The sequence below is a fragment of the Pseudomonas congelans genome (assembly GCF_900103225.1).
GTDB classification, from domain to species: domain Bacteria; phylum Pseudomonadota; class Gammaproteobacteria; order Pseudomonadales; family Pseudomonadaceae; genus Aquipseudomonas; species Aquipseudomonas congelans.
Genome location: NZ_FNJH01000010.1, coordinates 24871 through 51392 on the forward strand (window position 1 = coordinate 24871; position 26522 = coordinate 51392).

General features: G+C 59.3%; 25 protein-coding genes, 1 tRNA gene and 2 pseudogenes. 14 read left to right on the top strand and 14 right to left on the bottom strand.

Going from position 1 to position 26522, the window contains the following annotated elements; translation table 11 throughout:
- Window positions 1-715 precede the first annotated feature (715 nt).
- Complete coding sequence (locus BLR20_RS23590; RefSeq protein ID WP_054993777.1) at window positions 716-1156, bottom strand: hypothetical protein; 441 nt, start codon at window positions 1154-1156, stop codon at window positions 716-718.
- Between BLR20_RS23590 and trmL the strand changes: the two genes are divergently transcribed.
- Window positions 1155-1610 carry a tRNA (uridine(34)/cytosine(34)/5-carboxymethylaminomethyluridine(34)-2'-O)-methyltransferase TrmL gene (gene trmL, locus BLR20_RS23595; protein WP_002551469.1) on the top strand — a complete coding sequence of 152 codons (456 nt, stop codon included), beginning with the start codon at window positions 1155-1157 and terminating at the stop codon, window positions 1608-1610. The two genes, BLR20_RS23590 and trmL, sit on opposite strands and share 2 nt — an antisense overlap.
- A gap of 489 nt (window positions 1611-2099) precedes the next feature.
- On the opposite strand, the gene secB is transcribed toward trmL, so the two are convergent.
- Genes secB through BLR20_RS23615 form a run of 3 tightly spaced genes read right to left on the bottom strand, consistent with a single transcriptional unit; the run spans window position 2100 to window position 3296 of the window.
- Window positions 2100-2588, bottom strand: a complete 489-nt coding sequence (secB, locus tag BLR20_RS23605) for a protein-export chaperone SecB (protein WP_003372189.1) — start codon at window positions 2586-2588, stop codon at window positions 2100-2102.
- A 40-nt stretch (window positions 2589-2628) separates the two neighbouring features.
- A complete protein-coding gene (grxC, locus tag BLR20_RS23610) occupies window positions 2629-2880 on the bottom strand; it encodes a glutaredoxin 3 (RefSeq protein WP_002551467.1) in 252 nt (83 codons plus the stop codon).
- Window positions 2881-2882: 2 nt separating this feature from the next.
- Complete coding sequence (locus BLR20_RS23615) at window positions 2883-3296, bottom strand: rhodanese-like domain-containing protein (RefSeq protein WP_003318290.1); 414 nt, start codon at window positions 3294-3296, stop codon at window positions 2883-2885.
- A 156-nt stretch (window positions 3297-3452) separates the two neighbouring features.
- Between BLR20_RS23615 and gpmI the strand changes: the two genes are divergently transcribed.
- From gpmI to BLR20_RS23640, 5 genes are all read left to right on the top strand, one after another.
- The gene (gpmI, locus tag BLR20_RS23620; RefSeq protein ID WP_010433151.1) at window positions 3453-4985 is read left to right on the top strand and encodes a 2,3-bisphosphoglycerate-independent phosphoglycerate mutase; all 1533 of its coding nucleotides are present in this window, start codon (window positions 3453-3455) and stop codon (window positions 4983-4985) included.
- Between the two features lie 153 nt (window positions 4986-5138).
- On the top strand, window positions 5139-6464 hold the full coding sequence (locus BLR20_RS23625; protein ID WP_054993776.1) for a murein hydrolase activator EnvC family protein: 1326 nt from the start codon (window positions 5139-5141) through the stop codon (window positions 6462-6464).
- A gap of 33 nt (window positions 6465-6497) precedes the next feature.
- A complete protein-coding gene (locus BLR20_RS23630; RefSeq protein ID WP_010433148.1) occupies window positions 6498-7835 on the top strand; it encodes a S41 family peptidase in 1338 nt (445 codons plus the stop codon).
- 3 nt (window positions 7836-7838) lie between these two features.
- Window positions 7839-8621, top strand: coding sequence for a divergent polysaccharide deacetylase family protein (locus tag BLR20_RS23635; protein WP_032613086.1), 783 nt, complete (start codon window positions 7839-7841; stop codon window positions 8619-8621).
- Window positions 8622-8777: 156 nt separating this feature from the next.
- A complete protein-coding gene (locus tag BLR20_RS23640) occupies window positions 8778-10280 on the top strand; it encodes a trypsin-like serine peptidase (RefSeq protein WP_054993775.1) in 1503 nt (500 codons plus the stop codon).
- Between the two features lie 4 nt (window positions 10281-10284).
- Here the strand turns inward: BLR20_RS23640 and BLR20_RS23645 are convergent, their stop codons facing one another.
- The 8 genes from BLR20_RS23645 to BLR20_RS23680 form a co-directional block, all read right to left on the bottom strand.
- Entirely contained in the window at window positions 10285-11040 is a 756-nt protein-coding gene (locus tag BLR20_RS23645) for a substrate-binding periplasmic protein (RefSeq protein ID WP_010433142.1), read from the bottom strand.
- Between the two features lie 185 nt (window positions 11041-11225).
- Window positions 11226-11996, bottom strand: coding sequence for an imidazole glycerol phosphate synthase subunit HisF (hisF, locus tag BLR20_RS23650; RefSeq protein ID WP_010433139.1), 771 nt, complete (start codon window positions 11994-11996; stop codon window positions 11226-11228).
- 19 nt (window positions 11997-12015) lie between these two features.
- Entirely contained in the window at window positions 12016-12753 is a 738-nt protein-coding gene (gene hisA / locus BLR20_RS23655; protein ID WP_003372206.1) for a 1-(5-phosphoribosyl)-5-[(5-phosphoribosylamino)methylideneamino]imidazole-4-carboxamide isomerase, read from the bottom strand.
- A gap of 87 nt (window positions 12754-12840) precedes the next feature.
- Entirely contained in the window at window positions 12841-13101 is a 261-nt protein-coding gene (locus BLR20_RS23660; protein ID WP_010433134.1) for a DUF2164 domain-containing protein, read from the bottom strand.
- Between the two features lie 4 nt (window positions 13102-13105).
- Window positions 13106-13744 carry an imidazole glycerol phosphate synthase subunit HisH gene (gene hisH / locus BLR20_RS23665; RefSeq protein WP_032613091.1) on the bottom strand — a complete coding sequence of 213 codons (639 nt, stop codon included), beginning with the start codon at window positions 13742-13744 and terminating at the stop codon, window positions 13106-13108.
- Window positions 13744-14337: an imidazoleglycerol-phosphate dehydratase HisB gene (gene hisB / locus BLR20_RS23670; RefSeq protein WP_054993781.1), complete on the bottom strand. Its 594-nt coding sequence runs from the start codon at window positions 14335-14337 to the stop codon at window positions 13744-13746. Before hisB ends, hisH begins: the two co-directional genes overlap by 1 nt.
- 93 nt (window positions 14338-14430) lie before the next feature.
- Window positions 14431-15630 carry an amino acid aminotransferase gene (locus BLR20_RS23675; protein WP_054993774.1) on the bottom strand — a complete coding sequence of 400 codons (1200 nt, stop codon included), beginning with the start codon at window positions 15628-15630 and terminating at the stop codon, window positions 14431-14433.
- Between the two features lie 335 nt (window positions 15631-15965).
- Window positions 15966-17627 (bottom strand): OFA family MFS transporter, encoded by a 1662-nt coding sequence (locus BLR20_RS23680; RefSeq protein ID WP_003427314.1) that lies wholly within the window; start codon window positions 17625-17627, stop codon window positions 15966-15968.
- Between the two features lie 499 nt (window positions 17628-18126).
- On the opposite strand from BLR20_RS23680, the gene BLR20_RS23690 reads away from it, so the two are divergent.
- The 4 genes from BLR20_RS23690 to BLR20_RS23705 all read left to right on the top strand — a co-directional run bounded on the left by BLR20_RS23690 (window position 18127) and on the right by BLR20_RS23705 (window position 21959).
- Window positions 18127-20352, top strand: a complete 2226-nt coding sequence (locus BLR20_RS23690) for an AsmA family protein (RefSeq protein WP_054993773.1) — start codon at window positions 18127-18129, stop codon at window positions 20350-20352.
- Window positions 20353-20445: 93 nt separating this feature from the next.
- On the top strand, window positions 20446-21513 hold the full coding sequence (mutY, locus tag BLR20_RS23695; protein WP_054993772.1) for an A/G-specific adenine glycosylase: 1068 nt from the start codon (window positions 20446-20448) through the stop codon (window positions 21511-21513).
- Complete coding sequence (locus BLR20_RS23700) at window positions 21510-21782, top strand: oxidative damage protection protein (protein WP_002555777.1); 273 nt, start codon at window positions 21510-21512, stop codon at window positions 21780-21782. Before mutY ends, BLR20_RS23700 begins: the two co-directional genes overlap by 4 nt.
- A gap of 101 nt (window positions 21783-21883) precedes the next feature.
- A tRNA-Phe gene (locus tag BLR20_RS23705) sits at window positions 21884-21959 on the top strand.
- 89 nt (window positions 21960-22048) lie between these two features.
- Here the strand turns inward: BLR20_RS23705 and BLR20_RS23710 are convergent.
- Complete coding sequence (locus BLR20_RS23710) at window positions 22049-22282, bottom strand: ribbon-helix-helix domain-containing protein (protein WP_010433119.1); 234 nt, start codon at window positions 22280-22282, stop codon at window positions 22049-22051.
- A 203-nt stretch (window positions 22283-22485) separates the two neighbouring features.
- Between BLR20_RS23710 and BLR20_RS23715 the strand changes: the two genes are divergently transcribed.
- From BLR20_RS23715 to BLR20_RS23725, 4 genes and pseudogenes are all read left to right on the top strand, one after another.
- Window positions 22486-22764 (top strand): hypothetical protein, encoded by a 279-nt coding sequence (locus tag BLR20_RS23715; RefSeq protein ID WP_010433117.1) that lies wholly within the window; start codon window positions 22486-22488, stop codon window positions 22762-22764.
- A gap of 347 nt (window positions 22765-23111) precedes the next feature.
- A pseudogene (locus BLR20_RS28555) lies at window positions 23112-23849 on the top strand (PAS domain-containing protein); the annotation flags it as partial.
- Window positions 23850-23951: 102 nt separating this feature from the next.
- Window positions 23952-24419, top strand: a pseudogene (locus BLR20_RS28560) (methyl-accepting chemotaxis protein); the annotation flags it as partial.
- 143 nt (window positions 24420-24562) lie between these two features.
- Window positions 24563-25048: a hypothetical protein gene (locus tag BLR20_RS23725; protein ID WP_003342242.1), complete on the top strand. Its 486-nt coding sequence runs from the start codon at window positions 24563-24565 to the stop codon at window positions 25046-25048.
- Window positions 25049-25105: 57 nt separating this feature from the next.
- On the opposite strand, the gene gabP is transcribed toward BLR20_RS23725, so the two are convergent.
- Window positions 25106-26497 carry a GABA permease gene (gene gabP, locus BLR20_RS23730; RefSeq protein WP_025990996.1) on the bottom strand — a complete coding sequence of 464 codons (1392 nt, stop codon included), beginning with the start codon at window positions 26495-26497 and terminating at the stop codon, window positions 25106-25108.
- Window positions 26498-26522: the final 25 nt, after the last annotated feature.

A 26522-nucleotide genomic window follows, 5' to 3' on the forward strand; every position in this document is an offset into this window, starting at 1 on the left:
GACAGCGCGCCATTTGCCTTCCGGCAAAAGCCTTTCAAAACGGGCACTTCAGAGAGGTTAGTGATGAAATATGACAGTTGTCACCACTTTGACGGCTAGCGCTGCCAAGCCACGAAATATTTTCCAAAAACCACTTAAAACGCCCTTTTTCAGTACTTTTCAGCGCCCGAAACACGCGCTGAACTGTAGTCGAGGTGAACAAAAAAGCAATTTTGTTGTCTGGAGCCCACCCTCTCGGCTGATCGGCCGATGCGCGGAGGGCTCTCGATGTGCAGTCGCTAGAGGAAAATCTCTGCACGCCGATGCTTGAAGTCAGGTCTACGCGCGCAGTCATCTAGGCTGATACCTGGCAGGTTCAGCCTCATTAATGCATCAGTATGGGTGTGTGCATCGTTGCGGTGCGCAAATAGGGTGCATGTCCTGACGACGCACAGCCGAGGCTGCCGTAGCATTCAGGGTTCAGGCTGGTGTCATCAGCCACTCATGGAAGACAGGGAACTGATCGGCCATGATTTTGTAAAAATTAATAAATATTCATTAAATTCAATTACTTGAGTAATCGAAAGCTTTCTTTCCATCAGAAATACTTAATTGAATATGACTAATCGGGCCCGCTCTTTCGGATTAACTCTCAAAACTGGCACGCCCCCTGCAATAGGTATTACATCACCAGTTTTGGGGACCTTGGTACAGGCAGGCCGGGGATTCCCCTCTTTTATTCCTCCCGGAGACTGACCTCCAGTCTCCAGCGCCCGTCCACCTTCTCAGTGCGCCAGTCGCCATGAAGTGGGCGGGCTGCCAGGAGCGTCAGCACCAACCCCTTCTCTCCTCGTTCCACCTTCCAGCGCGCAACCCGATTGTCGAACCTCAGTTGGCCCGTCCACGGCTGCCCTGAAGCATCGACGTTGAGTACCACCGCGCCATCGACTGTCGCGCCGCGATACTTTGGTTCTTCGTTGAACCACAGCGCCAGACCGGCAGGCAACTCTTCGATCTGCTCCAGCTGGACCGGATCAGGCTGCTGCAGGCGGCCGATAATCGTGCCCACGGTAAACCCGAGAATCGCGATGGAACCAAGAACACGCGGCCATAGCTTCGGTCTCGGGTCCTCTTCAAGGGTAGAATGCATCCCGTCCTTTCGTTCGGAGCCGTGCATGTTTCACGTCATCCTTTTTCAACCAGAAATTCCGCCGAATACCGGCAATGTCATCAGGCTATGCGCCAATAGTGGCTGCACCCTGCATTTGATCGAACCCTTGGGTTTCGAGCTGGACGACAAGCGCCTGCGCCGTGCCGGGCTCGACTATCACGAGTATGCCACGCTGCAGACACATGCTGACCTGGCAAGCTGTCTGGAGAAGATAGGCAACCCAAGGTTGTTCGCCTTCACCACCAAAGGCTCGCGCCCTTTTCATGATGCGAGCTTTGAGCCAGGCGATGCCTTTCTGTTCGGCCCGGAAAGCCGCGGCCTGCCCGCCGATATCCTCGACTCGCTGAGCAGCGAGCATCGCCTGCGACTGCCCATGCGAGAAGGCTGCCGCAGTCTGAACCTGTCCAACACCGTCGCTGTGGCGGTTTATGAGGCGTGGCGCCAGCACGGGTTTGCTTAGGCCTCAGTGCGGGGCTTTGCTGCGCCATATGCCTGTTATCTGACTGACACTCGTGCCAATGCTACGCGTTGGCATGGATTGGGTGACGAGTTGCGTTACACAGCGGTTCTGCGATGCCAGGTGGATTGGGGGTCGACTCAGGTCACCTTTTCGCCCCTCGGCGACTCACTTTGATGGGGCCAAAGTAAGCAAAGCCCGCAGCTCCGTTTCCGGCCCGACTTCGTCGGGTTCCTTCGCCCTGTCACTGATCCGGGGGTCGCCGCAACGGGCCATCCATGGCCCGGTGCGGCTAGCCTGGCGTCCTGCCAGGCTCCCCCCGGATCAGCGCCAGGACTCAGCCGTCACTTACGTCGCACTCTGCGTCGTCAGTGAAATCGCGATAAAAAGCATACAGACAGCATGCACGACGATGTGCGCGGTCAGCCGCTGCTGTTTGAACAGGCACAAAAAAGCGCCCCGAAAGGCGCTTTTTGCTTGCAGCGGTAACGCTTACTGAACAGTCGGCGTTTCGCCAGCTTCCTGCATGCGTTGCAGTTCTTGCGCGTACAGGGCGTCGAAGTTCACCGGAGCCAGCATCAGCGCAGGGAACGAACCACGTACGACCAGGTTGTCGATGGCTTCACGAGCGTAAGGGAACAGGATGTTCGGGCAGAATGCGCCGAGGGTGTGGCTCATTGCGCCGTCGTCCAGGCCCTTGATCAGGAAGATACCGGCCTGTTGCACTTCAACGATGAAGGCAACTTCGTCGCCATTGTTGACGGTCACGGACAGGGTCAGCACGACTTCGTAGAAATCGCCTTCCAGCTGCTTCTGACGTGTGTTGAGGTCCAGGCTGACGGTCGGCGTCCACTCCTGGCGGAAGATCGCCGGGCTTTTTGGCGCTTCGAACGACAGGTCGCGAACGTAGATACGCTGCAGGGAGAATTGTGGGCCGTTTTCTTCGTTGGCAACAGCGTCGTTGTTCGGTTGGTCGGTCATCTCGGATCCTTGTCAGATTAGGCTGAAAGAGTAAGGGGTATCAGGCCAGCAGCGCATCGAGCTTGCCGGCACGCTCCAGAGCAAACAGGTCGTCGCAGCCGCCCACGTGGGTCGAGCCGATCCAGATCTGCGGTACGGAAGTACGACCGGCCTTCTTGGTCATTTCGGCTCGCAGCTGTGGCTTGCCGTCGACCCGGATTTCCTCGAAGGCCACGCTCTTGCTCTGCAAAAGCTGTTTGGCACGGATGCAATACGGGCAGTAGTCGCTGGAATAGACGATGACTTGAGCCATGTTCACTTCACCAGAGGAAGGTTATCGCCGCGCCAGCTGGAAATACCGCCGGACAGCTTGGCCGCCTTGAAGCCGGACTTGAGCAGCTCGCGGGCGGTGGTGCCAGCATGCTGCCCCATTGCATCGACTATGATCAACGTCTTGTCCTTGTATTTCTCCAGTTCGGCGGTACGGGTCAGTACCTTGTCCTGGGGGAAATTCAGGGAGCCGACGATGTGCCCTGCGGTGTAATCCTTCTTCGAGCGCACGTCGATGACCACGCCCTGATCGCTGTTGACCAGCGCGGTCAGCTCGCGAGTGCTAAGGCTGGCGCCGCCCTTGCTCATTTCGTAAGCAATCAGCAGTCCCAGCAGAATGACGAAGGCACCGGTGATCAAATAGTGGTTAGTGGCGAATTCAAGCAGGTGAGCAACCATCAGTAGGTTCCAGGGCGTTAAAATGTCGGCCAGTATACACAGCAGCCAAGGTCGGCCAAAGTCCGTACGGCAGTGACGCCGTTTGAACTTGTCCTTAAAATGCCGTTCCCTTGTACTTTGTTCATCTCTTTATCCAATCAGCATCGAGTGGGTTCTATGACTGCCACGCCAAAACCTCTGGTTCTTATCATCCTGGATGGCTTCGGACACAGCGAAAGCCACAAGGGCAATGCCATTCTGGCCGCGAAGATGCCCGTCATGGATCGCCTTTACCAAACCATGCCCAATGGCCTGATTTCCGGGTCGGGCATGGATGTCGGCCTGCCGGACGGGCAGATGGGCAACTCCGAGGTCGGGCACATGAACCTGGGTGCCGGCCGCGTGGTGTATCAGGACTTCACTCGGGTGACCAAAGCGATTCGCGATGGCGAGTTCTTCGAAAACCCGACCATCTGCGCCGCTGTGGATAAAGCCGTCAGCGCCGGCAAGGCCGTGCACATCATGGGCCTGCTGTCCGATGGCGGCGTGCACAGCCACCAGGATCATCTGGTTGCGATGGCGGAACTGGCGGTCAAACGCGGTGCAGAAAAAATCTACCTTCATGCTTTCCTCGACGGTCGCGACACACCACCGCGCAGCGCGAAGAAATCCCTTGAGCTGATGGACGCAACCTTCGCCCGCCTGGGCAAGGGCCGCACTGCCACGATCGTCGGCCGTTACTTCGCCATGGACCGTGACAACCGTTGGGACCGGGTTTCCTCCGCCTATAACCTGATCGTCGACAGCACCGCCGATTTCCACGCAGACAGCGCCGTTGCCGGGCTCGAAGCCGCCTACGCACGCGACGAGAACGACGAGTTCGTCAAAGCCACCCGCATCGGCGACGCCGCCCGCGTGGAAGATGGCGACGCTGTGGTGTTCATGAACTTCCGCGCCGACCGCGCCCGTGAACTGACCCGCGTATTCGTCGAAGACGACTTCAAGGACTTCGAGCGCGCCCGCCAGCCGAAGGTCAACTATGTGATGCTGACCCAGTACGCGGCCAGCATCCCTGCGCCGTCCGCTTTTGCTGCGGGCAGCCTGAAAAACGTGTTGGGCGAGTACCTGGCCGCCAACGGCAAGACTCAGCTGCGCATTGCCGAAACCGAGAAATATGCCCACGTCACCTTCTTCTTCTCCGGCGGCCGTGAAGAACCGTTCCCGGGTGAAGAGCGCATTCTGATTCCGTCGCCGAAAGTCGCTACCTACGACCTGCAGCCGGAAATGAGCGCGCCGGAAGTGACCGACAAAATTGTCGATGCCATCGAACATCAGCGTTACGACGTGATCGTCGTCAACTACGCCAACGGCGACATGGTTGGCCACAGCGGGATCATGGAAGCCGCGATCAAGGCCGTGGAATGCCTGGACGTGTGCGTCGGACGCATTACCGAGGCGCTGGAGAAAGTCGGTGGTGAGGCGCTGATTACCGCTGACCACGGCAACGTCGAGCAGATGACCGACGACTCCACCGGACAGGCGCACACCGCACACACGTCTGAGCCGGTGCCATTTGTTTACGTCGGCAAACGCCAGCTGAAAGTTCGCCAGGGCGGTGTTCTGGCCGATGTCGCGCCGACCATGCTGCACCTGCTGGGCATGGAGAAGCCGCAGGAAATGACCGGCCACTCGATCCTTGTGAACGAGTAATCCGGTAAAAACCGGCCTTTAGCCACCAGGCAAGGCCGGTTTTTTATGTTTCAGGCCTCAAAGCAGTGGCTGCGAGGCGTTTTTTTTGCAGCGCATGGCGGGCATACTAGGCCTGACATTTTTTCTCACAATTCCTCGGTATCGCCCACCCACATGCTTCGCGCCTTGATTGCCCTTGCTCTGATCTGCCTGCTCAATCCGGCGTTTGCCGAAGACGAGCGTGTGCAAACCCAAAAACAGATAGATGCTGCGCGTCAGGATGTGACGGAGCTGCAAAAAGTCCTGGGCAAGCTTCAGGAAGAACGTGCAGGCGTCCAGAAGGACCTGCGCACCACTGAAACCGAAATGGGCAAGTTGGAAAAGCAGGTCGAGGTCCTGCAAAAGGAACTAAAAAAGACGGAAACCGAGCTGCAAAAGCTCGACAGTGAAAAAAAGAAACTGAACAGCGCCCGCGTTGAACAGCAACGCCTGATCGCCATCCAGGCCCGCGCCGCTTACCAGAGTGGCCGTCAGGAATACCTTAAGCTGCTGCTCAACCAGCAACACCCCGAGAAGTTCGCCCGAACCCTCACGTATTACGATTACCTGAGCCAGGCGCGCCTGGAGCAGCTACGCAACTTCAATGAAACCCTGCGCCAGCTTGCCAATGTCGAAAAAAACATCGACCTGCAACAGGCCCAACTGCTGGTGCAGAAAAGCAGTCTGGACAGCCAGAGCGAAGAACTGGCCAAGGTTCGCCAGGAACGTCAGCAGGCGCTGGCCAAGCTGAATCAGGACTACAAGGCCCGCGACCAGAAACTGCAGGCCCGTCAGCAGGATCAGGCCGACCTGGCCAAAGTCCTCAAGACCATCGAGGAAACCCTGGCCCGCCAGGCGCGTGAAGCCGAAGAAGCTCGCCAGAAGGCCCTGGTTGCAGCCCGCGAGGCGGAGGAGAAGCGTCAGCGCGAAGCTGAAGCCGTTGCTCGTAATAACAGCAGCAACAGTAGTAGAAAAAGCGATGATGAACCGGCACCGCGTCGCCCGGTCAAAGCCCCCGGCGCAGTCGTTTCCAGTGCCGGTGTTTCCTACGGCGGACCTTTTGCAGAGGCCAAGGGAAAACTTCCATGGCCTATCGATGGTCGACTGCTTGCGCGTTTCGGTGAAGCCCGCGGTGATGACGAACGGACCAAATGGGACGGTGTCATGATCAGCGCCGCAGCCGGAAGCCAGGTACGTGCCGTGCATGGCGGACGAGTGGTGTTCGCCGACTGGTTGCGCGGTGCCGGGCTTCTGGTCATTCTCGATCATGGCAACGGTTATCTGACCCTTTACGGGCATAACCAGAGCCTGCTCAAGTCGGCAGGTGACATTGTAAAAGCCGGTGAAGCGATTTCCACGGTCGGCAATAGTGGCGGTCAGGACACGGCAGCGTTGTACTTTGCTATTCGTCAGCAGGGTCGCCCCAGCGATCCGGCCCAATGGTGCCGCACTCAAGGATAAGTCGGCGTCAATATCTGTAGGAGTTCGTTAGACATGCTGCATTTGTCCCGCCTCACCTCGCTGGCCCTGGCAATTGCCATCGTTATCGGCGCGCCTCTGGCGCAAGCTGCCGAAAAGACCGCGCCAGCCACGCCTGCAGCAGTCTCGCCCGCCAAAACCAATGCCGCCGCAAAGCCACCGCTGCCGCTCGACGAGTTGCGCACCTTTGCCGAGGTCATGGACCGGGTCAAGGCGGCCTATGTGGAGCCGGTGGACGACAAGACCCTGCTGGAGAACGCCATCAAAGGCATGCTTAGCAACCTTGATCCGCACTCCGCCTACCTCGGCCCGGAAGATTTCCAGGAGCTGCAGGAAAGCACCAGCGGCGAGTTCGGTGGGCTGGGCATCGAAGTCGGCGTCGAGGACGGTTTCGTCAAGGTGGTTTCGCCCATCGACGACACACCGGCTTCCAAGGCGGGCATCGAGGCAGGCGACCTGATCGTGAAGATCAACGGTACGCCGACCCAGGGCCAGAACATGCAGGAAGCGGTCGACAAGATGCGCGGCAAGATCGGCGAAAAAATCACCCTGACGCTGGTCCGCGATGGCGGCACGCCGTTTGACGTGACCCTGGCGCGGGCAACCATTCAGGTCAAGAGCGTCAAGGCGCAGATGCTGGAAAATGGCTACGGCTATATCCGCATCACTCAGTTCCAGGTCAAGACCGGTGACGAAGTCGGCAAGGCGCTGGCCAAGTTCCGCAAGGACAACGGCAAGAAAATGAGCGGCCTGATTCTCGACCTGCGCAACAACCCGGGCGGCGTGCTGCAATCGGCGGTGCAGGTGGCGGACCACTTCCTCACCAAAGGCCTGATCGTCTACACCAAGGGCCGTATCGCCAACTCCGAGCTGCGCTTCTCGGCAGACCCGGCAGACGCCAGCGAAGGCGTGCCTCTGGTGGTGCTGATCAACGGCGGCAGCGCCTCGGCATCGGAAATCGTTGCCGGCGCCCTGCAAGACCAGAAACGCGGCATCCTGATGGGTACTGACACCTTCGGCAAAGGCTCGGTGCAGACCGTCCTGCCGCTGAATAACGATCGCGCCTTGAAGATCACCACAGCGTTGTACTACACGCCGAACGGCCGCTCGATCCAGGCTCAAGGCATCAACCCGGACATCGTGGTACGTCGGGCCAAGGTCACCAACGAAGCGGACGGCGAGAACTACAAGGAAGCCGACCTGCTGGGTCACCTGGGCAATGGCAACGGCGGCGCGGACAAACCGACCGTCAAGAGCGGCGCAGCAGCCAAGGCGCGTCCGCAGGATGACGACTTCCAGCTCAGCCAGGCGCTCAGCCTGCTGAAAGGGCTGAGTATCACCCGCGGCAATTGACGGATGCGCTTTCTAGCTCTGCTACTGCTGACCCTCTCGATCACTGGCGCTGCTCATGCAGCGCCAGCCGAGAACAGCGGCAAACCGCCCAAGGCTTACCTGAGCCTGATCATCGACGACCTTGGCCAGAATCCGCAGCGCGACAGCCGCACACTCGCGCTTCCCGGCCCGGTCACCCTGGCGATCATGCCCGACACCCCGCATGCCACCGAGTTTGCCCGCGAAGCCCATCGCGCAGGCAAGACGGTCATGCTGCATATGCCCATGGACCCCGCGACCGGTCCTTACGCCTGGCATCCCGAGCTGCCACTGCCCGAGCTGGAAAGCCGTCTCAATGCCGCCCTGCTGAAGGTGCCGTATGCAGCCGGCATCAATAACCACATGGGCAGCCGGATGACCGCCGAGCCGGTCGCCATGACCTGGCTGATGGCCGAGCTGCAGCGCCGTCACCTGTTTTTCGTGGACAGCCGCACCAGCGCGAAAACCGTGGCGGCCGCCGAGGCGCAGCGTATCGGGCTGGCCAGCGTCTCGCGGGACGTATTCCTGGATGACGAACGCACCGCAGAAGCCATCACCCGCCAATTGCAGACCGCGATAAAAATCGCCCGCAAATATGGCTCGGCCGTGGTTATCGGCCACCCCTACCCGGTCACGCTGGACGTGCTGGAACGCGAACTGCCCAACCTCAAGGCACAAGGCGTCGAATGGATCGACCTGCGCAGCATGATCAGCGAACGCGGCAATCAGGCGAGTGCGGCGCATGGCAAGAATGGCGTGTATCGCTGATCGCGCCTCTTGCGCGTCAGCACTTTCCATACGTTAAGTCCGGCAAATCTGCTTTCCGTGTCCACCACTGTTTCAGCCTTGATAAACGTGTCAATTCCGGCTTAAAGGAAGGTGTTCCCATGACGGGGACCCAGACACATTTATCAGGGATTGATGATGAAACCGACCATGATGACGGGGGCGTGCTGCGTTGCGGCACTGCTGCCTTTTTCCATCCACGCCACACCTGCCGACCTGGGCGAAGGGCTGATGGCTCTCGCGCCTTCCACAGCGCTGCTCAACGCCGACGGCTCGCGCGACCACTGGAACGGCATCGGCCGTATCAACAGCAGGTCAGGGTCAAACTGTACGGCGACGCTGATCGATAGCCGAAGTGTCGACAGCCCGTCTGATGCGCCCGCCTATGTACTCACCAGCGGTCACTGTATCAATCGTCAGAATGGCCTGATCATCACCTATGGCGAAGTCGAAGGCAGCGTGCATTTCAACTTCTTCACCGACACAAAGGCCCGCAGCTATCCATTGAAACGCGTCAGCTGGAGCAGCATGCAGGGTGTGGACCTGGCGGTTGTCGAATTGCAGCCCACGCTTGAAACGCTCGTCAACGACGGTATTCAGCCAGTCAGGCTCGCTGCAGAGATGCCCGAACAGGGTCGCGATATCCTGTGGGTGGGCGCACCGCTCGACAAGGATACCGGGCATCTGCGCATGGCGGCCTGTGTTCACCAGACGTCGGAGGTGATCATGGAGCAGCCTTGGGTCTGGCGTCACACCGCACGCAATCAATGCCGTGATGTCGATACGGGCGCCTCCGGCAGTCCGCTGCTGACCCGTGACAACGGCGAGCTCTATGCGGTCATGAACCTCACCAACCAGGCCTCGTCGGATAACCCGACCGAAGACCTCAGTGATGAAATACCCGGCTTTCCGCCCATGGTCGCCGACAGTAACTATGGCAACCCGGTCACGCTGCTGAAGAAGTGTTTCGTCAGCGGCGCGTTGAGTACCGATCCGGCAGTCTGCGACCTGTTTCCAGCCTTCTCGGTCGATTTCGAAACGCTGGGCCGCCAGCCCGCAAGGCTTGCCAGGGTGCAACTGGATGCCGAAGGCAGGAATGTCTACCCATCCTGGGACTTGCGCTTTATGGTCGACACGCCCTTGTATCGCTACAAGAAGGTCGATTCGGCCATGCAGTGCGAAGACCCTGTGGGTTACAGCCACACAATCAGCTCGGAAAACGCGGCCATTGATGACCTTGTCGATCAGCAGATCGGCATCAACTGGCTGTGCATGGTCGGCGTATCTTCTGCCGAGCAACGCTCCAGCGTCGGCCTGATGCGCAACGCACTGACGCTTACGATAGAGCTGCAAGCAGCAGGTCCTACCCCGGAACCGCACGTGCAGATCGGCAAAAACCGATCTGGCGCGACAACGGTCACTTGGTCGCACGAGCACCGGCTGATCGACCACTACACGGTCAAAATGGGCCAGCCGGACACCACCGACTGTTCCGCTCCTGAAGGTTTCAAGCCGCAATTTCGCGATCTGGTATTACGCGCGAAGTCGTTGCCGTTGAAGATCTGCACCTACGCCCACGACATCAACGGTCAGCCATCCGCCTTGCGCGAAGACATAATCGCGTCGCCCGCTGAAGGCTGAGCGGTTACTGGTAGCGCGCCTTGACGGCGTCGATCCAGCCCTCGGCGCGCATCTGGTCGAGGGCCTTTTGCAGGCGATTGACAACCTCGTCAGGCGTGCTCTTGTTGACCGCCAGGTAGAGTTCGGCGCTGTTGAAACGCAGCGCTGTCTTGAAGCCCGTGACGCCCTCCAGTTTCGCCAGATAGCGGCCCACGGGATCGCCTACCGCCCACAGGTCGATCTGACCGTTGGCGAGCTTTTTCACGTTATCGCGGTCACGCAGCATCAGAATCGGGTTCAGGCCCATGGTGTTCAGACGTTCGCCGATGGCATCGCCTTTGTAAGCGCCAATCTTGTAATCCCTGGCCTGCTCCAGCGACGTCAAAGTGATCGGGCTGTCACCGCGCGCCAACATGATCCAGTCGTAGGAACCTACCGGGCCGACCCATTTGAAGAGGTTTTCACGTTCGGGCAGGCGGGTCGTGGAAAACACGCCGTAGCCGGGCTTTTCCAGAGCCAGTTTGTAGACACGGTCCCACGGAAAGCGCAGCGTCATGCTGTAGCCGATATTCGCGCGCTTGAACATCTCGCGCACCACCTCGGCGGCGATACCGTCGATGTTGTTTTCCTGCGCGAAATTCTTGCCGTCGACCGCCATGTTGAACGGCGGGAAGTTCTCGGTCAGCAACACCATGGAATAAGGCGTCGACTCGCTGGCCCGGACACCTTCACTCGACAAGACACCGACCCCGATCAGTGCAAGCAATAGGCGTTTGAACATGTTCCGGCACTCGATCGTGAACGACGCATGCAGAGTGCCGTGAACCCGGCGTACTGTCTAGCGCGCTGTCCGGCGATGTCGCTTACAGGCAATAGTCGAATGCCACAGGGCTGAAACAAAGCGAGCGCCGGCTGTTTCAAACACTTGGTCTGAAACAGGCGGCGCCCGCTTTTATGCGCAGTGACTTAGCGCACGACAATCCCGCGGCTGGCCATGTAAGCCTTGGCCTCGGGGACCGTGTATTCGCCAAAGTGGAAAATACTCGCCGCCAGCACAGCACTGGCGTGGCCCTCGATGACACCGGCAGCCAGGTGCTCAAGGTTGCCGACACCGCCGGAAGCAATCACCGGAATACCCAGCGCATCGCTGATGGCGCGCGTGACGCCCAGGTCGAAGCCGTTCTTCATGCCGTCCTGATCCATGCTGGTCAGCAGGATTTCGCCAGCGCCCAGGTCTTCCATCTTTTTCGCCCAGAGCACCGCGTCCAGCCCGGTGGGTTTGCGCCCGCCGTGGGTGAAGATTTCCCAGCGCGGGGTTTCGCCCGGACCGGAGACCTTCTTGGCGTCGATAGCGACCACGATGCACTGCGACCCGAAACGCGAGGCTGCTTCACCGACGAACTCGGGGTTGAACACCGCGGCCGTATTGATCGAAACCTTGTCGGCACCGGCATTGAGCAGGTTGCGGATGTCCTGCACGGTACGCACGCCACCGCCTACGGTCAGCGGGATGAACACCTGACTGGCCATGCGCTCGACGGTATGCAGCGTGGTGTCACGGCCATCGACGCTGGCGGTGATGTCGAGGAAAGTGATTTCGTCGGCACCCTGCTCATCGTAACGACGAGCGATTTCCACCGGATCGCCTGCATCCCGGATGTTCTCGAACTTGACGCCCTTGACCACTCGACCGTTGTCGACGTCCAGGCAAGGGATGATGCGTTTGGCTAGGGCCACAGGGTCAATCTCCAGCTGTTCAGCGTTGTTCGCGGTCGCAGAGCGCCTGAGCTTCGGCCACATCCAGCGTGCCTTCATAAATCGCACGGCCGGTGATTGCACCGATGATGCCCGGAGCCTTCGCATTCAGCAGCGCCTGGATATCGCCGAGGTTGTGAATGCCACCCGAAGCGATCACCGGGATCCGCGTGGCAGCCGCCAATGCCGCGGTAAACGGAATGTTGCAGCCCTGCATCATGCCGTCTTTGGCGATGTCGGTGTAGACAATGGCCGACACGCCATCGGCCTCGAAACGCTTGGCCAGATCGATGACCTGCACCGAGCTGACTTCAGCCCAGCCGTCGGTGGCGACGAAACCATCCTTGGCATCCAGACCGACAATCACCTTGCCGGGAAACGCACGGCAGGCTTCGGCCACGAACTCGGGCTCTTTGACGGCCTTGGTGCCGATGATGACGTAGCTCACACCCGCCTTGACGTAATGCTCGATGGTTTCCAGCGAACGGATGCCGCCGCCGATCTGGATCGGCAGGTTCGGGTAGCGTCTGGCGATGGCCGTGACCACATCGCCGTTGACCGGCTGACCTTCGAACGCACCGTTCAAATCGACCAGATGCAGACGGCGGCAACCACCCTCGACCCACTTGGCGGCCATGGCCACCGGGTCATCGGAGAACACCGTGGAATCTTCCATCCGGCCCTGACGCAGACGCACGCAAGCGCCGTCCTTGAGATCGATAGCGGGGATAATCAGCATGCTTTTTCCTTGGTCAAAAAGAGCGGCAAGCTGCAACGATGCGCACTCACCCATTCTTGCTGCTTGATGCTTGCAGCTGCTTTCTAGCTAATTTTTTTCGAGTGCCCACAGGTCACTTTCGATGCTCTCGAAGCGCTCCTTGAGCTGCTGCTGAACATCGAAAATGGCGCGGTTGTAGTAATGCGGGGCAATCTCGCGCGTGAACAGCTCGAGCACTTCAGCCACTTCGAACGAGCCCAGATCCAGCTCGAAGCGCTGTGCAAACAGGCGCTTGAGCTTGTCGATCGCCTGTTGCTCGTGCTCGGGCGAGAGGGTCAGGATCGGCGGCTTGCCCTTGGCTTTGTTCATGCGCTTACCAGCGACCATCCCAGGCGGCGAAGTTCTGCAGCAACTGCAGGCCGTGGGTATGGCTCTTTTCAGGGTGGAATTGCACAGCAAAACGCGAACCGTCGGCCAGCGCAGCGGCGAAATCTAGGCCGTAGTGACCACGCCCGACCACCTGACGCTGATTGGCAGCATCGATGTAGAAGCTGTGCACGAAGTAGAAACGCGCCTGATCCGGAATGTCATGCCACAGCGGGTGATCCACCGCCTGAGCGACCTGGTTCCAGCCCATGTGCGGCACTTTCAGGTGTTCGCCCTCTTCGTGCAGGTCCTTGCCGAAAAACCTGACCTGGCCGGGAAACAGGCCGATGCAGTCCACACCGCCGTTCTCCTCGCTGCTGTCGAGCAACGCCTGCATGCCGACGCAGATACCCAGAAACGGACGGTCCTGGCTGACTTCCCTGACCAGCGAATCGAAGCCCAGGCGGCGAATCTCCGCCATGCAGTCGCGAATCGCGCCCACACCCGGAAAGACGATGCGGTCGGCTTCGCGAATCACCTTGGCGTCACTGGTAATCAGCACACGGCCTGCACCCACGTGCTCCAGCGCCTTGGCGACAGAGTGCAGGTTGCCCATGCCGTAATCGATGACCGCAACTGTCTGCATCAGAGCACACCCTTGGTGGATGGCATCTGTCCGGCCATACGCTCATCCAGCTCGACCGCCATGCGCAGCGCACGGCCAAAAGCCTTGAACACGGTCTCGATCTGGTGGTGAGTGTTGGTGCCACGCAGGTTGTCGATGTGCAGCGTCACGTTCGCGTGGTTGACGAAGCCCTGAAAGAACTCCTGAAACAGGTCCACGTCGAAGCCGCCTACCGTGGCGCGGGTATACGGCACATGCATCTGCAGGCCCGGACGCCCGGAGAAATCGATGACCACGCGCGACAGCGCTTCGTCGAGCGGCACGTAGGCATGGCCATAACGACGAATGCCCTTCTTGTCGCCGATTGCCTGACTGAACGCCTGGCCCAAGGTGATACCGACGTCTTCCACCGTGTGGTGATCGTCGATTGCCAGGTCGCCCTTGCATTCGATGTCCAGATCGATCAGCCCGTGCCGGGCGATCTGGTCGAGCATGTGCTCAAGGAACGGCACGCCGATATCGAATCGGGCCTTTCCGGTACCATCCAGGTTGATCGAGGCTTTGATCTGGGTTTCCAGAGTATTGCGCTCGACGTACGCCTTACGTTCGGCCATCACCAGCTCCGCAAAATCATTGGGCGAAAAAAAGGCGAGCATTATAGGCCCAGAAGCGCCCGCCATGAAGCAAACAGACGACCAGCAGGGTATTTAACGGGCGAAGAGGCTCGCGATTGCGTTACATACCTTGTCGATATTCCCTTCATTCAAACCTGCCATGCATACCCGGCCACTGCGCAGCATGTAAATGCCGTGAACGTCTTTCAGTTCGTCGACCTGCTGCGGGGTCAGACCGGTGTAACTGAACATCCCGTTCTGCCTGAGGATAAAGCTGAAATCGCGGCCGGACACTTTCTGCGCCAGCACCTCGACCAGACGCGTGCGCATGTCGATGATACGCAGGCGCATGGCTTCGACTTCGCCCAGCCACTGCTCGCGCAATGGCGGCGTGTTGAGCACTTTCGACACCAGAAAGGCACCGTGCGCAGGCGGGCTGGAATAGTTGCGGCGCACAGTCGCCTTGAGCTGACCGAATACATTGGCCGCGGAGGCCGTGTCTTCACAGACCACCGACAGCCCGCCGACCCGCTCGCCGTACAGCGAAAAGATTTTCGAGAACGAGTTACTGACCAGCGTGGTGACACCTGCGTTGGCCATTGCCCGGATGGCATAGGCGTCTTCGTCGATGCCTTTGCCGAAGCCCTGATAGGCGATATCCAGGAAGGCAATGAGCTGACGATCCTTGATCACTTCGATCAGGCGGTCCCATTGCGCCACCGTCAGGTCGGCACCGGTCGGGTTATGACAGCACGGGTGCAGCAGGAGAATGCTCTGCGCAGGCAGCCCCTGCACCGTGTCGAGCATGGCCTCGAACCTCACGCCGCCCGTCTGGGCATCGAAGTACGGGTAGGTGTTGACCTTGAAGCCCGCCCCACCGAACAGCGCGTTATGGTTTTCCCAGGTCGGGTCGCTGACCCAGACCTGCGAGTCCGGAAACGCATACTTGAGGAAATCGGCACCTACCTTGAGTGCGCCCGAGCCGCCCACGGTTTGAATGGTGGCCACGCGGCCTGCCTGAACGAGCGGGTGATCGGCGCCGAACAACAGGGTTTGCACCGCCTGCCGATACGCCGCCAGGCCTTCCATCGGCAGGTAGACGGACGCTGCCTGCTCGCCTTCGGCCAGTTGCTGTTGTGCCGTTGCTACGCATGCCAACTGCGGGATGCGGCCCTGTGCGTCGTAATACAGGCCGATGCTCAGATTGACCTTGTCCGCACGCGAGTCCTTGCCAAAGGTCTCCATCAGCGAAAGGATCGGATCACCGGCGTATGACTCCACGTGGGCTAGCATGCAAACAACTCCTTCGGGCAATAAAATCAGGGCTGACTAATGTAGCAGCGTATGCACCGAAACGGGCAGTGCATCGAGTACATAGGGTCAACTGAATATCGCTATCGCGACGAACACACTGGTCATCGTTCCCATGCTCTGCGTGGGAATGCCGTTCGTGACGCTCCGCGTCACAAAATCTGCAGCCTTGCGCGGTATCAAGCGCAAAGGCGTCCAACTTTTGGGGGGTGAGTTCAGAGCATTGGCACGATAGTCAAAAGCGCAGCCCACAAAAACCCAGGCAAAAAAAAGCGCCTGCACCGAGGTGCAAGCGCTTTTCAGTTAACGGCAGGCTTTTAGTGGAACAGCACTGCGGTTTTTTGCAGGGTAATCCAGACGCCCCATGCCAGCGGGATGCCTACGGCCAGCCAGGCGGCGATGACCAATGGCTTGCTGCCTGCGGATGCTTTCCACTCCAGCGAAGTCGTGGCGTTGGCACCCTTGTCGTGACCGATGGCTTGTTCAGCCGCCAGTTCGGCGTCGGTCATGAAGTACTTGTCGGCAACCGGACGAATCAGCAGGTTGCAGATAAAGCCCAGCACCAGCAGACCCGAGAGGATGTACAGGGTGATGTCGTAGGCGTCGGCACGTGCAACACCGTGGGCGAGTTGGTACTCGCGCAGGTAGTTGACCAATACCGGACCCAGCACACCGGCCGCAGCCCAGGCAGTCAGCAGACGACCGTGAATCGCGCCGACCATCTGCGTACCGAACAGGTCAGCCAGATAAGCCGGAACCGTCGCAAAACCGCCACCGTACATCGACAGCACGATGCAGAACGCAGCCACAAACAGGGCGATGCTACCCATATGGCTCAGGGTCGGAACCGACGCATAAAGCAGGAAGCCCAGTGCGAAGAACACGAAGTAGGTTGCCTTGCGACCGATGAAGTCCGAGCACGAAGCCCAGAAGAAACGACCGCCGATGTTGAACAGACTCAACAGACCGGTGAAGCCGGCTGCAATCGCAGCAATGGCTTTCAGTTGGTCGGCATTGAGCTGGCTGAAGGTCAGATCGAGGCCCAGCAGTTTACCGGCGAAGACTTCCTGCAGCAGCGGCGAAGCCATGCCCAGGATGCCGATACCGGCCGATACGTTAAGGCACAGCACCAGCCAGACCAGACGGAACTGCGGTGTCTTCCAGGCCACGCTGACGTGCACGTGACGGTTGGTGATCATCGAATTCTTGGCCTTGGCAGCCGGAGCGGTCCAGCCTTCAGGTTTCCAGCCGGTTGGCGGAACACGGTAGCCCAGTGCACCGCCGATCATGAAGATGAAGTAGATCACCGCCATCACCACGAAGCTCTGCCATACGCCAACGCTTTCAGCCGAAGCAAAGTGACCCATCAAAGCCGTAGCCAACGGAGCACCCACCATCGCGCCGCCACCAAAGCCCATGATCGCCATGCCGGTCGCCATGCCGCGCTTGTCCGGGAACCACTTGATCAGGGTCGATACCGGGGAGATATAGCCCAACCCCAGACCGATACCGCCGATCACGCCCGAGCCCAGCCACATCAGCCAGATCTGGTGCGTATAAATGCCCAGTGCGGAAATCAGCAAGCCACCACACCAGCAGAGTGCCGACACCACACCTGCCTTGCGTGGACCTGCGTGCTCCAGCCAGCCACCCCAAATGGCAGCCGAGCAACCCAGGAAGATGAAAAACAGTGTGTAGATCCAGCCCAGCATGGAGATCTGCCAGTCACAGGTCGACGCGAACATCTGCGCGAAAAAACCCATGTCCGGTGTGCAAGCGACAGGTGCCGTAACACCGATAGCCTTCGACAGCGGCAACCAGAATACCGAGAAGCCGTAAGCCATACCGATACAAAGATGGATGGCCAATGCTGCAGGTGGAACAAGCCAACGGTTGAAACCGGGCTTGGCGATAATGCGCTCTTTGGACAAGAACGCAGGCTGAACGGCTTCGCCGCCCAAGGCTGTGCTTGTGCTCATTATAATTACCCCAATGTGTGAAGCTCGCAGATGGTCCGCTGGTCCGCCACAGACTTAGTGCCGAGCGGCCATGTCTGTCTTATCGGCAGGTTATCCGGATACGTGACAAAAAGACGCACCTGAACCAGCAAAAACGGAGACTATCACTGTCTGATGGCAAATAAGCATCTCGTCATATGCTTTTATTATCTATTTTCACAAGTTAATCCACGTGCTCTATGACGCCATAGATGCAGTCAATTAAGCGTTACATAACATCGGCCTGAACCGAAGTTGGGCCGGTAACTGTGTACCTGTTAGTGCGCTGCACAAGTGGCTCGGCAGCTATATCGGGACCAGACGCATCGCCATCTTTATAGCTGCACCCAGACGTCATCGAGCGCTGCGCTGCCTCATCAAGCACGTGGCCAGACAGCAATAACGGCATCCGCAGCCCGGTCGGCTCGTCAGAGCGGTATACTCGTGGGCTATTTTTGAACATCGACACAAGGACTCGCCCATGAAAGCGTTCGGCAAAATCCTGGGGCTGTTTATTCTCGGGTTGTTGCTGATCATCGTGGCTCTAGGCTTCGCCCTGACCCACCTGTTTGATCCCAACGACTACAAAGACGAGATTCGCCAGCTGGCACGCGACAAGGCCAACGTCGAGCTGACGCTCAATGGCGATATCGGCTGGAGCCTGTTCCCCTGGCTCGGCCTGGAACTGCACGACGCCCATGTCGCCACCCTGACCGCTCCCGATCAACCGTTCGCCGATGTGCAGATGCTCGGCTTGTCCGTTCGCGTTCTGCCACTGCTGCGTCGCCAGGTCCAGATGAGCGACATTCGCGTCGAAGGCCTGAACCTGACCCTGCACCGCGATGAAAACGGTCATGGCAACTGGGAAGACATCGGCAAGCCTGCCGTGGCAAGCACTGACACACCTGGCGAGCCAACACCGGCCCCGGCTCCGGACGCGCCCAAAGCGGATCGCCCTTCCCAGCCGATCCGGCTGGATATCGACAGTCTGACCGTCAACAACGCCCGCGTGGATTACAGCGATGCCCGAAAAGGCCGGACCTTCATGGCCGAGAGCATTCAGCTGAGTACCGGGCCGATTCGTGAGGCGTCCGATATCCCGATCAAACTGACGGCGTTCCTGAGCACCAACCAGCCCGTCGTGCGCGCCAAGACCGAGCTGGTCGGCGAATTGCGCATGGACCGCGTGCTCAAGCGTTATCAATTCGAAGACATGCGCCTGTCCGGTGAAGTCGCCGGCGAGCCGCTGCAAGGCAAGACCGTGACCTTCTCGGCGCAGGGCCAGTTGCTCGTCGACCTGGCTGCCAATATCGCTGAGTGGAACAGCCTCAAAGTCTCGGCCAACCAGTTGCGTGCACTCGGCGAACTGCGTGCCCGCGATCTGGACAAAACGCCACAGATCAGCGGCGGCCTGTCCATTGCCCAGCTCGATCTGCGCGCGTTCTTCGAGAACATCGGCCAGCCGCTGCCGGCCATGTCCGAGGGCGCGCTGAGCAAGGTTGAAATGGTCACGCGCCTGGCGGGCACGCCGACCAGCCTTGCGCTGGACAACCTCAACCTGAAAGTCGACGACAGCACCTTCACCGGTCGCATCGCGGTGGACGACTTCGCCAAACAGGCGCTGCGTGTCCAGCTCAAGGGCGACACCTTCGACGCCGACCGCTATCGTCCGGCCGAAAGCGAAGAAAGCAAAGGTGCCAAGGCCGCGCGCAAATCCGAGGTGCAGTCAGGTGAAGCCGCCGCCGCTGCAGGCGACTCGCCGCTGCCCGAACAACCGACCAAGGCCGCCTGGAGCACGACAAAACTGCTGCCGCTGGAGCGCTTGCGTACACTGGATGTCGAGGCTGATCTGAGCTTCGGCAAGCTGACCCTGAACAAACTGCCTATCGACAACGCAGCGTTCAAGACCCAGGCCAACGGTGGCCTTATCAAGGTCGATACGCTGAGTGGCGATCTGTACAACGGCAATTTCGAGGTCAAAGGCAATCTGGATGCGCGTCCGGACACGCCTGTGGCCACTGTGCAGACGCGCATTGCCAAAGTACCGGTCGAACGCATTCTGGAAAGCCTGGGACAAACGCCGCCCGTGCGCGGCCTGTTGAACCTCGACAGCAACCTGACCGGCACAGGCAACAGCGAAAAAGCCCTGATCGACAGCCTGAACGGCACTGCCAGCTTCGCGCTCAATAACGGTGTACTGGTCAATGCCAATCTGGAGCAGCAGCTGTGCAAGGGGATTTCGATCCTGAACCGCAAGACGCTTAGTGGCGAACCGCGTGCCAAGGACACTCCTTTCCAGCAGCTCAACGGCAATCTGGTGATACGCAATGGCGTAGCCAGCAATCCGGACCTCAAGGTCCGCACGCCGGGCATGGCGGTCAACGGTAACGGCGACGTCGACCTGCGCGTATTGGGCATGAACTACCGCGTCGGCATCATCGTCGAAGGCGACAAGAGCGATATGCCGGACCCGGCCTGTGAGGTCAACCCGCGCTTTGTCGGCATCGAGTGGCCGGTACAGTGCCGTGGCCCGCTGGAACTGGGCGCCAAGGCCTGCCGTCTGGACAAGGAAGGCGTCGGCCAGATCGCTGCGAAACTGGCAGGCGACCGGATCAGCGAGAAGCTTGAGGACAAGCTGAACGACAAACTCGGTGACAAGGTCAGCCCCGAACTCAAGGACGCCTTGAAGGGACTGTTCAAACGCTAGGGCAACTTGGACTGCTCAGGGGCGCCCTCGCGGCGCTCCGCTGGCGCAACCTTTCATATCCCGACTCATATTCCGACGAGAGCCCTTCAGGCCATGCAACCCGAACAATTCTCCAGCGCCGTGCTGGACTGGTACGACCGTCATGGCCGACATGACCTGCCCTGGCAACAAGACATCACGCCGTACCGGGTCTGGGTGTCGGAAATCATGCTGCAGCAGACCCAGGTCAGCACCGTTCTGAGCTACTTCGACCGCTTCATGGAGGCGCTGCCGACCGTGCAGGCGCTGGCTGAAGCGCCCGAGGACGAAGTGCTGCACCTGTGGACGGGGCTGGGTTACTACACCCGTGCCCGCAACCTGCAGAAGACGGCAAAAATCGTCGTCGCCGATCATGGCGGCCAATTTCCCCGCGATGTCGAAAAACTCATCCTGCTGCCCGGCATCGGCCTGTCCACCGCAGGTGCGATTGCCAGCCTGAGCATGGGCCTTCGTGCGCCGATCCTCGATGGCAACGTCAAACGCGTGCTGGCGCGCTTCACCGCGCAAGAGGGCTACCCTGGCGAACCGAAGGTGGCCAAGCAGCTGTGGGCCACCGCTGAACGCTTCACGCCGCATAGCCGGGTCAACAACTACACCCAGGCGATGATGGACCTCGGGGCCACACTCTGCACTCGCAGCAAGCCCAGCTGCCTGCTCTGCCCGCTGGAGCGCAGTTGTGAGGCGTACATGCTGGGCCTGGAAACGCGCTACCCGATCCCCAAGCCGCGCAAGACCGTGCCGCAGAAACGCACGCTCATGCCGATGCTCGCCAACGAAGACGGCGCGATCCTGCTTTATCGCCGCCCTTCCAGCGGCTTGTGGGGCGGCCTGTGGAGCCTGCCGGAACTGGATGACTTCGATGACCTTCAGCACCTGGCCACCCAGCACGCGCTGCAACTGGGCGAGCACCATGAACTGCCGGAACTTATCCACACCTTCAGCCACTTCCAGTTGAGCATCGAACCCTGGCTGGTCAAGGTGCGGGAGTCCGCCGATCACGTGGCCGAGGCCGACTGGCTCTGGTATAACCTCGCCACCCCGCCACGCCTGGGCCTTGCTGCCCCGGTGAAAAAGCTGCTCAAACGCGCAGCCGACGTATTGAACGCAGGAGAGTCGTCATGACCCGCACCGTAATGTGCCGCAAATACAAAGAAGAACTGCCCGGCCTGGAACGCGCCCCGTATCCGGGTGCCAAGGGCGAGGACATCTTCAACCACGTCTCGCAGAAAGCCTGGGCCGACTGGCAGAAACACCAGACCCTGCTGATCAACGAGCGTCGCCTGAACATGATGAACGCCGAAGACCGCAAATTCCTCCAGACCGAGATGGACAAGTTTCTCTCGGGCGAAGAATACGCCCAGGCCGAAGGCTACGTTCCCCCCGAAAAATAAAGCGTTTCACGCAGTGAAGGTCGTAAGCGTCGGTAATAATTCAAATTTTTTAAAAAACACGCTTGACGACCTCCTGAAAAACACGTCTAATGCGCCCCGTTGCCCAGATAGCTCAGTCGGTAGAGCAGGGGATTGAAAATCCCCGTGTCGGCGGTTCGATTCCGTCTCTGGGCACCACCTTCCGTTTTCAGGTGATGCCAAGCACACCTGAAAGCACATAAGAAGCCCGCCTCATGCGGGCTTTTTGTTGTCTGGCGAAACAGTACTCAGCCATTCGCTTTCAACATTCTCTGCTTGAACTCATCGACGTTGAATGGACGAGGCTCCCGGCTGGACTCGCCTTCGATCAGCGCAAGCTGGATAGCTTCGATGTCGGCGCTACGGGCTTGGCTGCGACGAATCAAGTCGCGAATAGGTTCGCTGTCGCTGGTGTAAGCGTCTACGTCGGTCTGCGCGTTTATCAAGGCGCCCTTTTGATCGGTCATCCGTACGGTCCCCATAATTGAACTCCAGAATCGGTTATCGACTGCGAGAGGCCTTCTCCTGGAAGGGACATGCTCACACATGCGTTAAGCAGCGCGGAGGTCCAGAGCTTCGAGCACCTCAAGACCAGCCATCCAGAGCCCTGCCACCTCCATCCCATTGAACTAATTTTCCCTGCCCGCCCTCGAAGCCATACATTTGCTTCCACAAGGAAAATTCCGTGCTCAAGTTAACTGCCTCCGCCCTCATCATCGCTGCCACTCTGGGTCTGGCTGCCTGCGACAGCAAATCCGAACAGAAAGCACAGGACGCTCAGGCGCATCAGGAGAAATCCCAGGAGAAGATGGAGTCTGCTCAGGACAAAGTGAACGAAGCGGCCAAAGAGAACACCGAAGCGGCCAAGGATAAAGCGGCTTCCAAGGAAGCAGCTGCCGAAGAGTCGAAGACCTTCGTGCCGACCTCCGAAGTGACCAATACCATTCAGCCTGAAAAAAAGTAAAACAGTGAAAACTCTTCACAAAGTTTTCACAGCGGCCGCGTCATTGTAGAGCTGCTCCCAAGTGTGAATCCTTAAGCCCGCTCCCCCATCGCGGGCTTTTCTTTGCCCGGAATTTGGCGGGCAAGGCCCCCTTTGAGCAGATTCGATCTCCATTCCCGGCGGGCCGTTCTCGGTAAAAAATCGCCCAATATCTGACGCCAAAAAATCACTTGATTTATTTATAGGATTATTGCACTCATGCATTAACGCCACAGGTTCTGGTGTCGATAGCCTCATCACAGTAAGTCCGTAATCACACCAAGGGGCACGTTATGTTCGGAAACAAGAACAAAACTGAACTGACGGCCATGAAGGCCGAGGTAGATGGACTCAAAGGACTGACAAGCGCGCTGGAAAAATCGATGGCAGTGGTCGAGTTGGGTCTCGACGGCAAGATTATTCGAGCCAACGATAACTTCCTCGCCGCGATGGGCTATCGGGCCGAAGAGCTGGCAAACAAGACGCATCGCGACTTTTGCGAACCGGACATGCTCCGCAGCCGCGAATATGCTGACCTCTGGGCATCTCTGAAGGCCGGGAAATTTATCTCTGGCACCTTCAAGCGCGTCGGCAAGAATGGCCACAGCGTCTGGCTCGAAGCCAGCTACAACCCGGTAATTGCGCAGGGCCAGGTAGTCAAGGTGGTCAAGTACGCCCTGGACGTCACCGCACGCGTGATGCTGGAGAACGAAACCAACAGCAAGCTCGCCGCCGTAGACCGGGCGATGGCTATCTGCGAATTCGAACCCAACGGCAATGTGATTACGGCCAACAACAACTTTCTGAACGTCATGGGTTATGCGCTGAACGAGATCAAGGGTAAACATCACCGATCGTTCTGCGAACCCACACTGGTCAACAGTCCGGAATACACCGAGTTCTGGCGCAAGCTGAACCACGGCGAGTTCATCGGCGACCAGTTCAAACGTATCGGCAAACATGGCCGGGTTGTGTGGCTGGAAGCAACCTATAACCCGGTTTTTGATGTCGACGGCAAACTCTACAAAATCGTCAAGTTCGCCAGCGACATTACCCAGCGCGTCGAAAAACAGGAAGCAGACGCGCACGGTGCGTCGCGCGCTTACCATATCTCGGCAGAAACCGAGAAAGTGGCCGAGCAGGGAACCCTGGTCATTCAGGACACCGCGCGGGAAATGCGTCAGATTTCCGAAAACATCGGTGCGTCGGCGAAGCTGGTGAGTCAGTTGGGCGACCGCTCCGAGCAGATCACCGCCATCGTCAACACCATTCGCGGCATTGCCGATCAGACCAACCTGCTGGCGCTCAACGCAGCCATCGAAGCGGCACGGGCGGGCGATCAGGGCCGTGGGTTTGCCGTGGTGGCCGATGAAGTCAGGCAACTGGCGGGGCGTACCAGCGGCTCGACCACCGAGATTGCCGAAATGATCGGCAAGATCCTCGCCGAAACAAGCGAAGCTGTGGCGAGCATGGACGCCACTCAGGAAGGTGCCATTCGCGGCGTGACGCTGGCCGACCAGGCCGGGCAGGTCATCGTGCAGATCCGCGATGGCGCAAGCGATGCGGTCGAAGCAGTCAGCATGTTCGCCAACCGCATGGATGAAGCCGAAGCGTTTGCAAAACCCGGTAAACGGTGACGCTCAGGTAACACCCAGCAAATCAAAAACCCGCGCGTTGCGGGTTTTTTATCGACTGCTGATTACTGCACAAACCTTGGTTATCGAGCCCGTCTGCGCTTCAATAGCGGCCATTGCACCCCACGCCAGCCAAAGGACCGCTCATGGCCTCGCCAGACAAGCAGCAAAAACGTGCCAAGCGCGCAAAGATCAAGGCCAAGCAGAACCGCTCGGGCAAGGCTGCAACCAGCCTGGTTCATCCGGTATTTGCCTCGGCACTGGTCAACCAGCCGTTCGATGACGTCGAACTCGACCTCAATACCTTCGACTTCAGCGACATTGTCGAAAACGGTTTTGACCCGGCTGACTACGACGACCTTTTCACTGCCATGAAGCAAGCAGAGGCCATCAGCCAGCTCGCGCTGTGCGTCGTCTTCCTGCAGTACCCGGTGCTGGCACTGGTGATTTCCGAAGAGGACGAAGACCCGGCCACGGACTTCATGATGGGCCTGCTTATCGTGTACCGCGCCATGTACCACGATGAGGACGAAGACAGCGCAATCGAGTGGATCGAGAGCCCTGCCTTCCAGAAGGATTACACCCTGGCGTCCGACCTGCTGATGAAGAGAGACACCAGAGCCGCGCGCTGATGGAAGATCGTGCCAATGACTGGCATCGGCACGATCGTTATCCGTTCAGGTGGGCGATCAACCCAGCGCAGCAGCGCCCACGCGACCGGCCTTGCGGCGACGCGATACGATCAGACCAGCGCCGATCACCAGCAGGCTGAGCACGCCGGTGGCGATGATTTCGATGCGATGCTCTTCCTGCACCAGCATGATGGTCAGCACCGCGACGATGAACGCGATCACTGCCCAGGTCAGCCATGGGAACAGCCACATTTTGAAGTCGATGGCCTCGCCCGCAGCAATGCGCTTCTGGCGCATACGCAGCTGCGACACCGCGATCACCAGGTACACCAGCAGTGCGATGGCACCAGAGCTGGCGAGTAGGAAATCAAACACGGCCGCAGGCGCGATGTAGTTGGCGAACACGGTCAGGAAGGCCGCCGCAGTCGACATGATCACCGCCCAGTGAGGCGTACCGCCCTTGCTGGTGCGCTTGGACAGCGCCGGTGCATCACCGCGCTTGCCCAACGAGAACAGCATGCGCGAAGCGGTGTACAGGGCCGAGTTCAGGCAACTGGTCACTGCGACCAGGACCACCAGATCGACGATCAGCTTGGCGTTCGGAATGCCCATTGCATCGAGCACGGTCTGATACGAACCCACCTCGGCCAGGCGTGGGTCGTTCCACGGCACCAGCGACACGACGATGAAGATCGAAACCAGATAGAACAGGAAAATCCGCCAGATCACCGAATTGGTGGCCTTGGTGATCTGCTTGCCAGGGTTCTTGGACTCGGCCGCTGCGATGGTCACGATCTCAGTGCCCATGAACGAGAACATGGTGGTCAGCATTGCTGCCAGCACTGCGCCCATACCGTTTGGCAGGAAGCCGCCGGTGTCGAACAGATGACTGACACCGCTGACGTTGCTGGTGGGCAGCAGACCGAAGATTGCCGCGACACCCAGCACCACGAACGCGATGATCGCCACGACCTTGATCAGCGCGAACCAGAACTCGAACTCACCGTAGTTCTTCACACTGAACAGGTTGGTCGCGGTCAGCAGCAAGGTGATGACCAGCGTGAACATCCAGATCGCGATGTTCGGGAACCAGGCGTGCAGGATGGTTGCAGCAGCGTTGGCCTCCAGCGGAATCACCAGCACCCAGAACCACCAGTACAGCCAGCCGATGGTGAAACCGGCCCAGTGACCGATAGCGCGGTCGGCATAGGTTGAAAACGAACCGGTGTCAGGCGAGGCAACGGCCATTTCGGCCAGCATGCGCATCACCAGCACCACCAGCGTACCCGCAGCGGCATACGCCAGCAGCACGGCAGGCCCGGCTTCGGCAATCGCGTGGCCGGAGCCGACGAACAACCCGGCGCCAATCACGCCAGCAATCGACAGCATCGTAATGTGTCGAGGTTTCAGCCCTTGTTCGAGCTCGGAAGAGTTAGCGGTACTGCTCATAAAACCACCTGTGCAAGACGAGCGA

Bases quoted from the DNA above. Each gene is read 5' to 3' on its own strand.
- trmL (WP_002551469.1), top strand. From the start codon at position 1,155: ATGTTTCACGTCATCCTTTTTCAACCAGAAATTCCGCCGAATACCGGC.
- BLR20_RS23590 (WP_054993777.1), bottom strand. From the start codon at position 1,156: ATGCACGGCTCCGAACGAAAGGACGGGATGCATTCTACCCTTGAAGAG.
- secB (WP_003372189.1), bottom strand. From the start codon at position 2,588: ATGACCGACCAACCGAACAACGACGCTGTTGCCAACGAAGAAAACGGC.
- grxC (WP_002551467.1), bottom strand. From the start codon at position 2,880: ATGGCTCAAGTCATCGTCTATTCCAGCGACTACTGCCCGTATTGCATC.
- BLR20_RS23615 (WP_003318290.1), bottom strand. From the start codon at position 3,296: ATGGTTGCTCACCTGCTTGAATTCGCCACTAACCACTATTTGATCACC.
- gpmI (WP_010433151.1), top strand. From the start codon at position 3,453: ATGACTGCCACGCCAAAACCTCTGGTTCTTATCATCCTGGATGGCTTC.
- BLR20_RS23625 (WP_054993776.1), top strand. From the start codon at position 5,139: ATGCTTCGCGCCTTGATTGCCCTTGCTCTGATCTGCCTGCTCAATCCG.
- BLR20_RS23630 (WP_010433148.1), top strand. From the start codon at position 6,498: ATGCTGCATTTGTCCCGCCTCACCTCGCTGGCCCTGGCAATTGCCATC.
- BLR20_RS23635 (WP_032613086.1), top strand. From the start codon at position 7,839: ATGCGCTTTCTAGCTCTGCTACTGCTGACCCTCTCGATCACTGGCGCT.
- BLR20_RS23640 (WP_054993775.1), top strand. From the start codon at position 8,778: ATGAAACCGACCATGATGACGGGGGCGTGCTGCGTTGCGGCACTGCTG.
- BLR20_RS23645 (WP_010433142.1), bottom strand. From the start codon at position 11,040: ATGTTCAAACGCCTATTGCTTGCACTGATCGGGGTCGGTGTCTTGTCG.
- hisA (WP_003372206.1), bottom strand. From the start codon at position 12,753: ATGCTGATTATCCCCGCTATCGATCTCAAGGACGGCGCTTGCGTGCGT.
- BLR20_RS23660 (WP_010433134.1), bottom strand. From the start codon at position 13,101: ATGAACAAAGCCAAGGGCAAGCCGCCGATCCTGACCCTCTCGCCCGAG.
- hisH (WP_032613091.1), bottom strand. From the start codon at position 13,744: ATGCAGACAGTTGCGGTCATCGATTACGGCATGGGCAACCTGCACTCT.
- hisB (WP_054993781.1), bottom strand. From the start codon at position 14,337: ATGGCCGAACGTAAGGCGTACGTCGAGCGCAATACTCTGGAAACCCAG.
- BLR20_RS23675 (WP_054993774.1), bottom strand. From the start codon at position 15,630: ATGCTAGCCCACGTGGAGTCATACGCCGGTGATCCGATCCTTTCGCTG.
- BLR20_RS23680 (WP_003427314.1), bottom strand. From the start codon at position 17,627: ATGAGCACAAGCACAGCCTTGGGCGGCGAAGCCGTTCAGCCTGCGTTC.
- BLR20_RS23690 (WP_054993773.1), top strand. From the start codon at position 18,127: ATGAAAGCGTTCGGCAAAATCCTGGGGCTGTTTATTCTCGGGTTGTTG.
- mutY (WP_054993772.1), top strand. From the start codon at position 20,446: ATGCAACCCGAACAATTCTCCAGCGCCGTGCTGGACTGGTACGACCGT.
- BLR20_RS23700 (WP_002555777.1), top strand. From the start codon at position 21,510: ATGACCCGCACCGTAATGTGCCGCAAATACAAAGAAGAACTGCCCGGC.
- BLR20_RS23710 (WP_010433119.1), bottom strand. From the start codon at position 22,282: ATGGGGACCGTACGGATGACCGATCAAAAGGGCGCCTTGATAAACGCG.
- BLR20_RS23725 (WP_003342242.1), top strand. From the start codon at position 24,563: ATGGCCTCGCCAGACAAGCAGCAAAAACGTGCCAAGCGCGCAAAGATC.
- gabP (WP_025990996.1), bottom strand. From the start codon at position 26,497: ATGAGCAGTACCGCTAACTCTTCCGAGCTCGAACAAGGGCTGAAACCT.